Raw genomic sequence first — 12,331 nt, 5'->3', positions numbered from 1 at the left:
TACGACGCCAAAGACGGTGACACGGCAGAGGTGAGCACATGACGATGGACCGCCGGGATTCGAACCAGCGCGCGCAGTGGACTCGCGAACACCCCGAGCGGCGCGCGCATCGCGAGCGCGACGATGAGCGGCCGCCTACGGCCGCGTGGTCGGCCCGGCGCGCCGAGGTTCGGCCCGCGGACCGGCACGAGTGACGACATTCGACACCGTCGCGCGTGCGACATTCGCCACCATCGAGCGTGGCGGCATCACACAGAGAGGGGTGGGTCCGATGGCGGGCGGCACCATGGACCGACGAGCGGAATTGACCCACGTCGGCGAGAGCGGATGGCGCGTCTGCGACGGCACGCTCCCCGAGGATGACGGACGCCGGGTGGTGGCGTTCATGGAGCTCGTCGATGACCACATCGAAGTCGTGTGGATCCGGAGCACGAACGCTCCGACGCGATTCGCCGAACTGGACGATGCGCTGAACGCCGCCGACGCGGTGATCGCGCAGAAGGAGACGCCCCGATCGACCAGGCCGGTGCCGATCCCCTCCTTCCCGCCGATCGCACCCCGGCGCGCACCGGCGTGACCGCGCTCGCACCACCGCGCTGAGCGCGGATTCACTCCGCCTCGACGGCGGTCTCGTGATGCGGCGCGCCGACGGGCTTCGATTCGGATGACCCACGCTGGCGCAGATAGATGGAGAGGGCGATCATCGACCCGACGGCGAGGAACTCGGACTGCCAGTTCTGCAGCGTGCGGTTCCAGAAGTCCGCCTCGACGAGATACTGGCCCCACGTGATCGGGCCGGCTCCGTGTTCGAGCTGTTCGTGGTTGAAGACCACCGTGCCGGCGATGGACTGAACGAGCCACGATGCGAGGAACACACTGCCCATCACGAGCAGGAGCGAGTTCGAGTAGACCATCGTGCGCCAGCCGCCCGCGCGCGCCCACGGCGGCGAGTCGGGGCGCGCGTGCTTTCCGATGAGTTCGGTCCGGTCATCGCCCGGACCGGCATCCTCGACCTTCTTCGACTCGGGTGAGCCCTTCTGCACCAGCCAGACGGTCGCGAGGATGAACAGGAAGAACTGGAGGTACTCCGACTGCCAGTTCTCGGCGACATCGACGACGAACTGCGACGACGTGACGAAGTCGACGTAGGTCACCGGGGGCAGTCCGTGCGACTGCTGGTCTTCGTTGAAGACCGCGAGCCCGGCAAGGGACTGCCCCACGAGTGCGAGCACGAAGATCAGGCCGAAGAAGATGCTGAGGCCGTGTCGCTTGATCGCGTTGCGCATGACTCACCGCCCCGACAGAGCGATGACGTACATGTAGACCAGCCCGACCACGATGACGGCTGTCCACGACCCGAACACGGTGCGCATGCGTCAAGGCTAGGGTCGGGGCCCCCGGACGTCAGCCTCCTTGACGGCGGTCCGGTTCGTGAGTAGAGGCCCGACGGATGCGGCGCCCCTCCTCGATGTCCTTGCTCTCCTTCGCCTCGGCCTTGTCGATCTTCCGTGTGTCGCGGGGCGGAAGCTGGATGGTCTCCTCGGCCTCGATGCCGGCCTGCAGCTGGCGCCCGCGTTCGAGCTCCGCGTCGAACTCGGCGCCGAAGAGCAGGGCGATGTTCACGATCCAGAGCCAGAGCAGGAAGATGACGACGCCGGCCATCGAACCGTAGGTGCGGTCGTAGTTCGAGAAGTTCGTCACGTACAGGCCGAAAAGCAGCGTCGCGATGACGATCGCCAGGATCGCCACCACGGCTCCGAGACTCAGCCAGCGGAACTTCGGCTGCTTCGCGTTCGGCGTGGCGTAGTAGAGGATCGCGATGATCAGCACGACGACGAACGCCAGCGCCGGCCATTTCAGGATGTTCCACAGCGTCGTCGCGAGCTCACCGAGTCCGAGCGCCCCGCCGACCGCCTCGGCCACGGGCCCCGAGACGACGAGGAGCACGGCCGCGATGACGACGAGCACGATCGCGATGACCGTGACGAGCAGCTGAACGGGCTTCAGCTTCCAGAACGGCCTGCCCTCCGGTATCTCGTAGATCCTGTTCATCGCCCGGCTGAAGGCGCCGACGTATCCGGAGGCCGACCAGATGGCCAGAAGGATGCCGGAGACCAGGGCGAATCCCTTCGCCGGCGAGCCGGCGAGCTCTTCGATCGGACCCCGGAGGGCGTCGGCGCTGTCGCCGGGCGCAACGGCGCTGACGATGCCGAGGATCGCGTCGGTGGCCTCACCGCGCTGACCGAGCAGGCCGAGGAGGGCGAACACGGCGATGAGTGCCGGGAAGAGCGACAGCACGCCGAAGTAGGTCAGCGCCGCGGCGATGTCGGTGCACTGGTCGGAGGAGAACTCCCGCGCGCTCTTCAGCGCGATGTACCTCCACGAGCGCTTCTGGAGGTCCTTCGGCGAATCGGGCTTTCTCGGGTCTTCGGGGTCGGGAGCGTCCCGCGTGTCGTCGTCGGTGCGGCGGAGGGAAGCGTCGTTGGTCATGGGGTCACCTGGGAATGGAGGCGGGGGGAATGGAGGCGGGGAGACGGTCGCCCGTCTCCCCGCCGAATGGACGATTCGATTCGGTCAGCTGCCCGATACGTTCTCGCGGGCCTGTTGAGCCTTGCCCTTCACTTCGGCCGCGGCATCCTTCGTCTCGGCCTTGATGGTCTGCGCCGCATCCGTCGCCGTGTCCTTCACGGCGGTGGCGGCCTGCTGGGCCGGCTCCTTCAGGTGCTCACCGACCTCCTTCGCGACATCCTTCGCCTTCTCGACGAGCGGCTGGGCGCCGTCTTGGACGTTTGCCGCGACATCCTTCTCCTTCTCCGACGCGGGAATGAGGGATGCCACGACGAGGCCGACCCCGAAGGCGACGAGCCCCACGGCGAGGGGATTGCCCTGGGCCTTGGCGACGACGCGGTCCTTGGCGTCCCCGATGCCCGCACCGGCGTCGTGCAGGCCGGATCCGGCGTCGTCAGCCACCCCCATGATGCGGTCCTTCACCGAGCCGATGGCGTCTTTGACCCTGCCCTTCTGGCGGTCCATGATCTTGGACGGCGTGACCTTGTCGGCGAGGGCATCGACGTCGCCGCCGAGCTCCCTGCGTGTCTCCTCGATATCGGCGCGGATCGCGTCGGGCGAAGTGCTCATCGGTTCTCCTCATTTCTGCTGAATGCATCGGGTATCTCTTTGAGGGTCTCCACCGTCTGGGGAGCGCCCTCGACTTCCTGGAACTTCTTGCGGCCCACGACGAAGAGGATCGCCGCGACCACGCCCCAGATGACGGCGACGACCAGGGCGGCCCAGCCCAGACCGATCAGGTACGCCAGCGCCATCCACAGGGCGATCGAGAGGAAGAGCACGGTCAGATGGCCGGCGTATCCGGCGCCGCCCAGCATGGCGCCGCCCTTCGCCGCCTTCTTCGCGGACTCCCTCAACTCGGCCTTGGCGAGTTCGAGTTCCTGCCGCATGAGCGTCGAGAGGTCGCTCGTGACCTCGCCAAGCAGTTCGCCCAGCGAGGTGTTCGCGGCCTTCTGCTCAGAGGGAGTCGCGTCGGACATCGCCGGTTCCCTCCTGCGTCGCACCGCCCTGAATCGAGGCCGTCCGCTCCGCGTAGAGGGGGGTCTCCGTCAGGTCGTCGACGGTTGCCGGCGGCACGGGCGCGCCGGCGGTGGACCCGGGGTAGGAGGTCGTCCCGCCGGTCGGGAGGCTCGGGCCGGCGGCCGCGCTCGGGCTCGCCGACAGGCGCTCCCGGTCGGCCTTCTCGTCGGCGTTGTGCTCGGTGAGCGCCCGGGCGAGGCGGCCCGCCACGATTCCCGCGACCGCGGCCAGGGCGATGAACGTGCCAGGCCTGCGGCGGGCGTAGGACTTGACCTCCTGCAGCAGCGAACCCGGGTCGCGGTCGCCGAGCCACGACGAGAGATCCGACACCCGGGTGGATGCCTCGCGCACCAGATCGGACGCGATGCCGCTCGATTCGGGCTTCTCGCCGGCGGCGAGAGCCCGCAGTTCGTCGCCCATCGACGCGAGACCGGCCGCCGCGCGCTGCTGCTGCGTCGCGGCCTGGTCACGAAGCTCGCTCGTCGTCTGCGCGTAGAGCCGCTTCACCTGCGTCTTGGCCTCCGCGGCGACCGCACCGGCTTCGGACTTCGCCGTCTCGACGACGTGGCCGGCCTCGGCCGATGCGGTGTCTTTCACCTCGCGCGCTTCGTTCTTGGCTGCATCCACCGTGCTTCCGCTCGGGGTGGACGCATCGGTGCTCGTCGGTGAGCCCGATCCATAACTCTCGGACATGGTGCCCCTTTCGGTTGTCCGGCCCTTCGGCCGGGGTGTTGGTCGGTGAGGAACGGCTACTTCATGGCTCCGAAGGTGGCCTCGATCTCGGCCATCTCCATGGCGGCGGTCGCCTCGATCAGCTCCCGCAGAGCGGGGTCGGTTCCGGGGGAGAACTCCTCCAGGCGTTCGGGCGAGATGACGGAGGGAACGCCCTCCGGCGCCTGCTCCGAGGCGTCGAGGCTCGTTCCGTCCTTGGACGGGGACATGCCCTGGAAGATCTTCCCGGCCTCCGATTCGGCGGTCAGGTCGAACGAGAACTGCTTGCTCTGCAGCCCGAGATCGAGCAGCTTCTTCACCTCGGGGAACTGCTCGGCGCTCGTCTTCGGGATGGGAAGCGAGATGCGCCAGTTCACGCCGAGCGTCTCGAGCGCCTTCGCGTAGGCGTTCTCGTGCGCCTGGTCTCGCACGATGAGGTACGAGATCGTCGAGCGAGCCGTCTTGTTGGCGGTCATCTCGTACAGGCGGCACTTCTGCAGGCGCCCGGTCGATTCGAGCATCAGGTTGTACAGCAGATCGAGCACCAGGTTGCCGGAGTTGTACACGTAGCTCCCGCTCCAGGGGTTGCCCGCGGCATCCACCGGCAGCGCCCCCTGGGCGCCTACGAGGTAATGATGGATGTTGCTCTCGGACAGGGCGACAGCGAGCGGGGTGGCCCCGCCCGCGCCGGGCTCGTCGACCGGATCGGTGGGCTTGCCGCGGTACCGAGGCGATCCGTCGAGGAGTCGCGAGATCGTCGTGCCGAGAAGCTCGACGTGGCTTATCTCCTCGGTGCCGATTCCCTGGATCAGGTCGCGGTAGGGCTTCGCCGCAGGCCCGCGGAAGTTGATGCTCTGGAACAGGTACTGCATCATCGTGCGCATCTCGCCGAACTGTCCGCCGAGCCCTTCCTGCAGGGCGTTCGCGGCGGCGGGATCCGGCTCGTCCTGCTCGATCTCGTTGATGAGCCTCTGGACGTGGAAGTACATGACGCCTCCGATGTGGTCGTGGGGATCGGTCCTTCCACTGTGCGACGCCCCTGCAAGAACCCAGGGGGCTAGATTTTTCGGCGCGTCCGGGCTTACACTCGCGCGCCGCAGGGCCGGATGCGCGCCCCGCGGCGGGACGCGCCGCGGAGCGGCAGCCCGCGTACCGGATGCGCGCGCGATGTGCAAGGCGTTGCCCGGGCCGGGAGCGCGCGGAAGACTCGCCGGATGGCCCTCATCGGTTACCACGCCTCGCACGAGCAGCTTCCTCCCAGCGCGCTGCTGGAGGCCGTGCAGGATGCCGAGGCCGCCGGCTTCGATGGCGCCATGTGCTCGGACCACCTCGCCCCGTGGGGGGTGCGGCAGGGCGAGTCGGGGTACGCCTGGAGCTGGCTCGGCGCCGCCCTCGCCCGCACGTCGTTCTCGTTCGGCGTCGTCACGGCGCCCGGTCAGCGGTACCACCCGGTCATCACCGCACAGGCGATCGCGACGCTCGAGGAGATGTTCCCCGGCAGGTTCTGGGCGTGCCTGGGCAGCGGCGAAGCCATGAACGAGCACGTCACCGGCGACCCGTGGCCCGAGAAGGAGTTCCGTGACGTGCGGCTCGACGAATCGCACGCCGTGATCGCCCGGCTGCTCGAGGGTCGGGAGGTGGACGTCGACGGCACCGTGCGGGTGCATCGCGCGCGGGTCTGGAGCAGGCCGGCGAAGCCACCGCCGCTGTTCGCCGCCGCCGTCGCGCCGCACACCGCCGCGCACGTCGCGGCGTGGGCCGACGGGCTCGTCACGGTCGCGCAAGACCGGCCGGCGCTCGATTCCCTCGTGCACCGCTACCGGGAGGCGGGCGGGCGCGGCCCGCTCTCGCTGCAGGTGCATGTGTGCCTGGCCGACGACGACGCATCCGCCCTCGCCATCGTGCGCGACCAGTGGCGGCAGGCAGCCGTCACCGGCCCGCGGCTCTGGGACCTCGAGCAGCCGGAGGACTTCGACGCGGCGGCCGAGGGCGTGGACGATGCGACCCTGAAGAAGTCGGTGCTCATCGCCACCGAGGCCGGCGATCTCGCCGAGCAGATCGCACACCGGGCGGCCGCCGGGTTCGATCGGCTCTACCTTCACCACGTCGGCAAGGACCAATCCGCGTTCATCGAGCGTGCCGAGCGCGAACTGCTGCCCGCGCTGAGGGGGCTCCTGTGAAGATCACCGACACCGGCGATCTGTGGTGGAAGAACGCGGTCGTGTACTGCCTCGACATCGAAACCTATATGGATGGCAACGGCGATGGCACGGGGGACTTCGAGGGCCTCGCCCGCCGCATCGACTACCTCGCCGACCTCGGCATCACGTGCCTGTGGCTCATGCCGTTCTTTCCCTCGCCCGACCGGGACGACGGCTACGACATCACCGACTTCTACGGCGTCGACCCGCGACTCGGGAGCCATGGTGAGCTCGTCGAGGTGATCCGCACGGCTCGCGACCGCGGCATCCGCGTGATCGTCGACCTCGTCGTGAACCACACGTCCGATCGGCATCCGTGGTTCGTCAACGCCCGCCGCAGCCGCACCTCACGCTTCCGCGACTACTACATCTGGCGCGATGAGCCGCCGAAGAAGCAGCAGCCGACCGTGTTCCCCGGAGAGGAGGCGAGCGTGTGGGAGCTCGATGAGCGGACGGGCCAGTACTACCTGCACAGCTTCTACGCGCATCAGCCCGACCTCAACATCGCCAACCCGAGGGTGCGCGACGAGATCGCCAAGGTCATCGGCTTCTGGCTGCAGCTGGGCGTCTCGGGCTTCCGGGTCGACGCGGTGCCCTTCCTGATCGCACCCCCCGAGGGCGTGGAGATGGGCGACCCCCATGAGTTCCTGCGCGACCTGAAGCGGTTCCTGCAGCGCCGCAGCAGCGAGGCCGTGCTGCTCGGCGAGGTGAACGTGCCCTACCGCGACCAGGTCGCCTACTTCGGCGGCCAGCGCGGGGGAGAGCTCGACCTGCAGTTCGACTTCATGTCGATGCAGTCGATGTACCTGTCTCTGGTGCGCTCCGATCCCGCGCCGCTCATCCGGACGCTGACCGCGCGGCCCGAGATCCCGCCCGAGGCGGCCTGGGCGAACTTCGTGCGCAACCACGACGAACTCACCCTCGACAAGCTCACCGAGAGTCAGCGCAACGAGGTCTTCGACGCGCTCGCGCCCGATGAGTCGCAGCGCGTCTACGACCGCGGCATCACCCGCCGCCTCCCGCCGATGCTGGGCGGCGATCCGCGGCGCGTGCGCATGGTCTACAGCCTGCTGTTCTCGCTCCCCGGCGTGCCGGTGCTCTTCTACGGCGAGGAGATCGGAATGGGGGAGAACCCCGAGATCAAGGGCCGCCTCGCGGTGCGCACGCCGATGCAGTGGGGGCCGGACGACAAGGGCGGGTTCACAAGCGCTGCCGCGTCGAGGATGCCGGCGCCCTTCCCCCCGGACGGCTACGCGCCGCGGCACATCAACGCGTCGGACCAGCGCAACGACGAGCACTCGCTGCTGCAGTTCATCAGGCACCTCGCGTCGCGCTACCGCACCTCGGCCGAGATCGGCTGGGGCGCGCTGGAGGTTCAGCCGCAGAAGGCGCGCTCCGTGCTCGTGCACAGTCTCCGCGCCGACGTGGGCCGCATGATCGCCCTGCACAACTTCAGCGAGGTGCCCGCCGTGGCAGAGATCGATCTGGGCGACGAACCCGATGACGTGGCCCTCCGCGATCTCTTCGGCGACGACGTGCTCAGGCCCGGTCGGGGCTCCCGCGTCGAGGTCGAACTGCCGCCCTACGGCTACCGCTGGCTGCGCGTCGCACGTCCCGGCGACGGCCGGCTCGGCTGATGCCGCAGCGTGCCGGGGCGAGCGGGCCGGGTCGACTCAAGGCGTAACACGGCGCCGCGTTCGAAGGCCCTCCGTGTCAGCATGGTGGTTCCCGTGGGCGAGCTGCGGGGTGGGATCGGAGGCGGTGCGGGATGTCGGGGGCCACGGCGTTGAGCGGAGTGCTCGATGCGACGCATCCCTTCGACCGGCGCAGCCGTGCAGAACTCGAGCGCCCATCGAGCCGCAAGTGGAGCCTGCATCCCGGAACCATCGGCGCCTGGGTCGCCGAGATGGACTTCGGCACGGCTCCGGTCGTCGCCGAGGCGCTGCACCGCGCGATCGACGATCAGACGCTCGGATACCTCTCGCCGCCGACGGCCGCCGAACTCGGGGTCGCGACAGCGCACTGGATGCGCCGGGAGTACGGGTGGGAGGTCGACCCCGATCGGGTGCACCCGGTCAGTGACGTCATGGCAGCGCTGCGGGTCGCCGTCGAGGAGTACAGCCCCGCCGGCTCGGCCGTCATCGTTCCCACCCCGGCCTACATGCCGTTCTTGACATATCTTCCCTCCATCGGGCGGCGGGTCGTCGAGGTGCCCGGCATCGTCACGGACGGCCGCTGGTCGCACGATCTCGACGCGATCGACGCGGCGTTCGAGGCCGGTGCCCGCACCCTCGTGCTCTGCAACCCCCACAACCCCACGGGCACGATGCTCGAACGCGCCGAGCTGGAGGCCATCGCGGCCATCGTCGAGCGTCACGGCGGCCGGGTGTTCGCCGACGAGATCCATGCGCCGATCCGCTTCGGCGACCGCACGCACATCCCCTACGCCTCCGTGTCGGACGCGGCCGCGCATCACGCGGTCACGGGGACGAGCTCGTCGAAGGCGTGGAACACCCCGGGGCTCAAGGCCGCGCAGCTGATCACCTCGAACGACGCCGACGACCGGGTCTACCGCCGCTTCGGCTTCGCTGTCATGCACGGTGCATCGACCCTGGGCGTCATCGCGTCGACGGCCGCCTACGCGCACGGCGGCGAGTGGCTGAACGAGGTCAACCGCTATCTCGCCGGCAATCGGAGCCTGCTGTCCCAGCTCGTGCGCGAAGAGCTCCCCGGCGCGCGCTTCAGCGCACCGGATGCCACGTACCTGGCATGGCTCGACGTCAGCCGGCTCGGCATCCAGGGCCCGCCCGCGGACTTCTTCCGCGAGCGCGCCGGCGTCGCCCTCACCGACGGCGCCCTGTGCGGCGCCGGGTCGAAGGGCTTCGTGCGCCTCGTCTTCGCAATGCCGCGGCCCCTCCTCGACGAAGCCGTCCGCGCCATGGGCGCTGCCGTCCGCGGCTGACGGCTGCTATTCGGCGCAGGCCGGCGTTCACGCTGCGTCGGCGGGAAGCATCCGTCGAAGCAGCCACCGCTCCCCGAAGGTCCACGCGGTCGTCACTGTGATGTACAGCGCGGCGGCCAGCGGCACGAAGAGCGCGACGATGGCCGTGACGAACGGCAGGTAGCTCAGGGCGCCCATCATGCGCGCGAGGTCGGGCGCGCCCGCCGCAGGCTCATCCACGCCCGGTTGCGTCGCCGGCACATCGGCCAGGAGCTTTCTGGACAGCTGGGCGACGACCGCGATGACGGCCACGATCGCCACCATCATCAGCGCCGGTTCCAGCCCCAGTGCCCCCGTCATCAGCTGGTGCACGAAGCTCGAGCCGAGCGGCATCCCGAGAAACGATTCCGTGAGCAGCTCGTTCGCGTGGCCGTTGACCGTCGTCACGACGAAGAGCGCGTAGATGGCCGACACGACGGGCAGCTGCAGCAGCAGGGGCAGGCACCCGGCGGTCGGCGAAATGCCCTCCGCACGGTACAGCTCCATGGTCTTGCGCTGCAGCACCTCGGGCCTGCCCTTGAACTGCTTCTGGAGGGCGGCGAGCTTCGGGGCGAGGCGACGCCGGGTGTTCGCCGCGCGTACCTGAGAAACACCGACCGGGATGAGTGCGGCGCGGACGAGGAGGGTGACGAGCACGATCGCGAGCGCCGCGCTCGCGGTTCCGGCGAGCGGGGTGAGAAGGGAACTGAGAGACATCACGGCGGCGTAGGCGCCGTCGAGCACGACCGCGATGGGGCCGAAGGAGTAGAGATCCATGGGGGTGTCCTGACTGTCATACGAGGATGGGGTTTCGTATGGTCGCCGGACGGCGCGCGCCGCGAATCCGCGCCGTGGCACGGGGATGCAGGGCGGGTGCGGTCAGCGGACGGCGACCGAGGTCGCCAGGCCAGGCGCTCGAGGACGCGGGTGTCCCTCGGCGGTGGGATCGTCCTGCGTGCGCAGGAACGGAATGGGCGGGGGCTCCACCGCGCGCTCGGGGGACAGCATCCCGAGCAATGCAGCGGCGGCCCGCACCGCGAGGAGCGTCGCGACCACGATCGCGGCGCCCGAGAGCACGATGACTCCGAGCGCGGCCAGACCGCTCGCGCTCTGCGTAGCGACCGACACCTCGAACAGCACCGCGAGGGTGTGCGCGAAGAGTGTCAAGGGGGTCATGATCGCCTTCGGAAGGGGTGGAGTCAGGCTAGCACCGAGCCCTCGCGGGTTTGCGGCGGTTAGCCTCGAAGCACGTGGAGGAGACCGTGACGCAAGACAGCAGGGATGCCGCGATGCGCTACCGCCTCGAGAAGGAGGCGCGCGAGCGCGGCGAAGAATCGGATGCCGGTGCCCCGGCATCCGATCGGATCTGGACGCGAGAAGAGCGCGCCGCCATCGTCGAGGCCTCGATCGACCAGGCCATCCGCCGCGGCGACTTCGACGATCTGCCGGGGGCCGGCAAACCCATCCCGGGTCTGGGAACGACGCACGACCCGGACTGGTGGATCCGCCGCAAGATCGAGCGCGAGCGCCTGACCGGCCTCGGGCCGCCCGCGCTGACCCTTCGCACCGAGTTCGCCGAGCTCGAGCAGCGGCTCGATGCGCTGCGCGCCGAGAGGGACGTGCGCGACTACCTCGAGGACTTCAACCGCCGCGTCATCGAGGCGCGCCGGCAGCTGCTGGGCGGACCTCCGGTTGTGACCCCGACCGTGGATGTGGACGAGTGCGTGCGCGCGTGGGGCGAGCGCCGGGATGCCGCGACCCGCCGCTCCGCCGCTGAGGCGGGCGAACCCGCACGCAAGCCGCGGTGGCGGTTCCTCCGCGGCACGTGGACCCGCGGCGACTGACCTGCGCGAACGCGCTTGCCGTCCTAGCCCCGCCCCGTGAAAGCCGGGCGCCGCTTCTGCTGGAACGCGGCGAAGCCCTCGCGGTAGTCGTCGGTGTCGCAGAGCGCGGCCTGGGCGCGGTTCTCGCTGTCGAGCGAGTCCCAGAGTCCGAGGCGCTCGTCTCGCAGCGCGCGCACGAGTTGCTTCGATGCCCGGAACGCCTGGGTCGCGCCCTCCGACGCCCGGTGCGCGGCATCCCTCGCCTCCCCCAGCACCTCGTCGGCCGGGAAGACCCTCGAGAACAGGCCCGACTGCACGGCCTCGGCGCCCGACATCAGTCGTCCCGTGTAGATCAGGTCGAGCGTCTTGTGCGCACCGAGCCGCTCGTAGAAGAGGGCGTGGCCGCCGGAGTCGAGGGTCGCCCCGAGGTTGGCGAACGGCGAGCCGATCTTCGCCGTCTCGGCCACGTAGACGACGTCGCTCGCGATCAGCAGCCCGAGCCCGACGCCCAGGCATGCGCCGTGCGCGACCGCGAAGGTGGGGGCGGGGAACGCGCTCATTCGCCGCAGCAGGGGGCCGACGAGCTCGCCAAGGTATCCCATCACGTCGTCGGTGCGCGGGTCGACGCCCGAGATGTCCCGTCCCGCGCAGAAGGCCCGCCCCTCGCCGCGCAGGAGCAGGGCGCGGACCCCGGCGCGCTCGGCCTCGGCGTAGGCGCCGTCGAGCTCGGCGAGGTCGTCGGGGCCGAGCGCGTTCAGGCGGTCGGGGGCATCGAGCACGACCTCGGCCACGGTGCCGTCGATGGTCAGCCGGATCATGCGGGCTCCTCTGCGGTGTTCGGTTCGGTTCGGTTCGGTTCAGCGGCGAGGGTCAGACGTCGTAGTCCACGACGACGCGAGGGGTAGAGGGGTGCGACTGGCACGTGAGGATGTAGCCGCGGGCGATCTCCTCGGGCTCGAGCGCGTAGTTCTGCGTCATCCGCACGTCGCCCTCCACCAGGCGGGCGCGCCATGTTCCGCAGACGCCGC

The 12,331-nt window shown here is 69.7% G+C and carries 15 protein-coding genes; 5 read left to right on the top strand and 10 right to left on the bottom strand.

What is annotated here, in order from left to right; translation table 11 throughout:
• The first annotated feature begins 271 nt into the window (after window positions 1-271).
• Complete coding sequence (locus tag VNT50_RS06055; protein ID WP_325484200.1) at window positions 272-577, top strand: hypothetical protein; 306 nt, start codon at window positions 272-274, stop codon at window positions 575-577.
• 31 nt (window positions 578-608) lie between these two features.
• Here VNT50_RS06055 and VNT50_RS06050 read toward each other — a convergent pair whose 3' ends face one another.
• The 6 genes from VNT50_RS06050 to VNT50_RS06025 form a co-directional block, all read right to left on the bottom strand.
• The gene (locus VNT50_RS06050; protein WP_325484199.1) at window positions 609-1,286 is read right to left on the bottom strand and encodes a DUF6766 family protein; all 678 of its coding nucleotides are present in this window, start codon (window positions 1,284-1,286) and stop codon (window positions 609-611) included.
• A gap of 118 nt (window positions 1,287-1,404) precedes the next feature.
• The gene (locus tag VNT50_RS06045) at window positions 1,405-2,490 is read right to left on the bottom strand and encodes a YihY/virulence factor BrkB family protein (protein ID WP_325484198.1); all 1,086 of its coding nucleotides are present in this window, start codon (window positions 2,488-2,490) and stop codon (window positions 1,405-1,407) included.
• Between the two features lie 84 nt (window positions 2,491-2,574).
• Window positions 2,575-3,138, bottom strand: a complete 564-nt coding sequence (locus VNT50_RS06040) for a DUF3618 domain-containing protein (protein WP_325484197.1) — start codon at window positions 3,136-3,138, stop codon at window positions 2,575-2,577.
• Window positions 3,135-3,548 (bottom strand): phage holin family protein, encoded by a 414-nt coding sequence (locus VNT50_RS06035; protein ID WP_325484196.1) that lies wholly within the window; start codon window positions 3,546-3,548, stop codon window positions 3,135-3,137. Before VNT50_RS06035 ends, VNT50_RS06040 begins: the two co-directional genes overlap by 4 nt.
• Window positions 3,526-4,281 (bottom strand): hypothetical protein, encoded by a 756-nt coding sequence (locus tag VNT50_RS06030; RefSeq protein WP_325484195.1) that lies wholly within the window; start codon window positions 4,279-4,281, stop codon window positions 3,526-3,528. Before VNT50_RS06030 ends, VNT50_RS06035 begins: the two co-directional genes overlap by 23 nt.
• 56 nt (window positions 4,282-4,337) lie before the next feature.
• A complete protein-coding gene (locus VNT50_RS06025) occupies window positions 4,338-5,288 on the bottom strand; it encodes a manganese catalase family protein (protein ID WP_325484194.1) in 951 nt (316 codons plus the stop codon).
• A gap of 225 nt (window positions 5,289-5,513) precedes the next feature.
• Here VNT50_RS06025 and VNT50_RS06020 point away from each other — a divergent pair, with 225 nt between their 5' ends.
• The 3 genes from VNT50_RS06020 (at window position 5,514) to VNT50_RS06010 (ending at window position 9,462) form a co-directional block, all read left to right on the top strand.
• Window positions 5,514-6,479 (top strand): TIGR03885 family FMN-dependent LLM class oxidoreductase, encoded by a 966-nt coding sequence (locus tag VNT50_RS06020; protein WP_325484193.1) that lies wholly within the window; start codon window positions 5,514-5,516, stop codon window positions 6,477-6,479.
• Complete coding sequence (locus tag VNT50_RS06015; protein WP_325484192.1) at window positions 6,476-8,137, top strand: alpha-amylase family protein; 1,662 nt, start codon at window positions 6,476-6,478, stop codon at window positions 8,135-8,137. The genes VNT50_RS06020 and VNT50_RS06015 overlap by 4 nt, the downstream gene beginning before the upstream one ends.
• A 131-nt stretch (window positions 8,138-8,268) precedes the next feature.
• Window positions 8,269-9,462, top strand: a complete 1,194-nt coding sequence (locus VNT50_RS06010) for a MalY/PatB family protein (protein ID WP_325484191.1) — start codon at window positions 8,269-8,271, stop codon at window positions 9,460-9,462.
• A gap of 27 nt (window positions 9,463-9,489) precedes the next feature.
• Here the strand turns inward: VNT50_RS06010 and VNT50_RS06005 are convergent, their stop codons facing one another.
• Complete coding sequence (locus VNT50_RS06005; protein ID WP_325484190.1) at window positions 9,490-10,257, bottom strand: YidC/Oxa1 family membrane protein insertase; 768 nt, start codon at window positions 10,255-10,257, stop codon at window positions 9,490-9,492.
• 102 nt (window positions 10,258-10,359) lie between these two features.
• Entirely contained in the window at window positions 10,360-10,656 is a 297-nt protein-coding gene (locus VNT50_RS06000) for a DUF6412 domain-containing protein (protein ID WP_325484189.1), read from the bottom strand.
• An 86-nt stretch (window positions 10,657-10,742) separates the two neighbouring features.
• On the opposite strand from VNT50_RS06000, the gene VNT50_RS05995 reads away from it, so the two are divergent.
• Window positions 10,743-11,324 (top strand): DnaJ family domain-containing protein, encoded by a 582-nt coding sequence (locus tag VNT50_RS05995; RefSeq protein WP_325484241.1) that lies wholly within the window; start codon window positions 10,743-10,745, stop codon window positions 11,322-11,324.
• 23 nt (window positions 11,325-11,347) lie between these two features.
• Here the strand turns inward: VNT50_RS05995 and VNT50_RS05990 are convergent, their stop codons facing one another.
• On the bottom strand, window positions 11,348-12,121 hold the full coding sequence (locus VNT50_RS05990; RefSeq protein ID WP_325484188.1) for an enoyl-CoA hydratase/isomerase family protein: 774 nt from the start codon (window positions 12,119-12,121) through the stop codon (window positions 11,348-11,350).
• Between the two features lie 52 nt (window positions 12,122-12,173).
• A partial coding sequence (locus tag VNT50_RS05985) for a 2Fe-2S iron-sulfur cluster-binding protein (RefSeq protein ID WP_325484240.1) occupies window positions 12,174-12,331 on the bottom strand: 158 nt, incomplete at its 5' end.

The sequence above is a fragment of the Microbacterium sp. genome (assembly GCF_035554235.1).
Lineage (GTDB): Bacteria > Actinomycetota > Actinomycetes > Actinomycetales > Microbacteriaceae > Microbacterium.
The sequence above is the reverse complement of the archived record's forward strand: the minus strand, read 5'-3'. Positions and strand labels throughout refer to the sequence as shown.

Excerpts from the sequence above, each read along its gene's own strand:
- VNT50_RS06055 (WP_325484200.1), top strand. The coding sequence starts at position 272 with ATGGCGGGCGGCACCATGGACCGACGAGCGGAATTGACCCACGTCGGC.
- VNT50_RS06050 (WP_325484199.1), bottom strand. The coding sequence starts at position 1,286 with ATGCGCAACGCGATCAAGCGACACGGCCTCAGCATCTTCTTCGGCCTG.
- VNT50_RS06045 (WP_325484198.1), bottom strand. The coding sequence starts at position 2,490 with ATGACCAACGACGCTTCCCTCCGCCGCACCGACGACGACACGCGGGAC.
- VNT50_RS06040 (WP_325484197.1), bottom strand. The coding sequence starts at position 3,138 with ATGAGCACTTCGCCCGACGCGATCCGCGCCGATATCGAGGAGACACGC.
- VNT50_RS06035 (WP_325484196.1), bottom strand. The coding sequence starts at position 3,548 with ATGTCCGACGCGACTCCCTCTGAGCAGAAGGCCGCGAACACCTCGCTG.
- VNT50_RS06030 (WP_325484195.1), bottom strand. The coding sequence starts at position 4,281 with ATGTCCGAGAGTTATGGATCGGGCTCACCGACGAGCACCGATGCGTCC.
- VNT50_RS06025 (WP_325484194.1), bottom strand. The coding sequence starts at position 5,288 with ATGTACTTCCACGTCCAGAGGCTCATCAACGAGATCGAGCAGGACGAG.
- VNT50_RS06020 (WP_325484193.1), top strand. The coding sequence starts at position 5,514 with ATGGCCCTCATCGGTTACCACGCCTCGCACGAGCAGCTTCCTCCCAGC.
- VNT50_RS06010 (WP_325484191.1), top strand. The coding sequence starts at position 8,269 with ATGTCGGGGGCCACGGCGTTGAGCGGAGTGCTCGATGCGACGCATCCC.
- VNT50_RS06005 (WP_325484190.1), bottom strand. The coding sequence starts at position 10,257 with ATGGATCTCTACTCCTTCGGCCCCATCGCGGTCGTGCTCGACGGCGCC.
- VNT50_RS06000 (WP_325484189.1), bottom strand. The coding sequence starts at position 10,656 with ATGACCCCCTTGACACTCTTCGCGCACACCCTCGCGGTGCTGTTCGAG.
- VNT50_RS05990 (WP_325484188.1), bottom strand. The coding sequence starts at position 12,121 with ATGATCCGGCTGACCATCGACGGCACCGTGGCCGAGGTCGTGCTCGAT.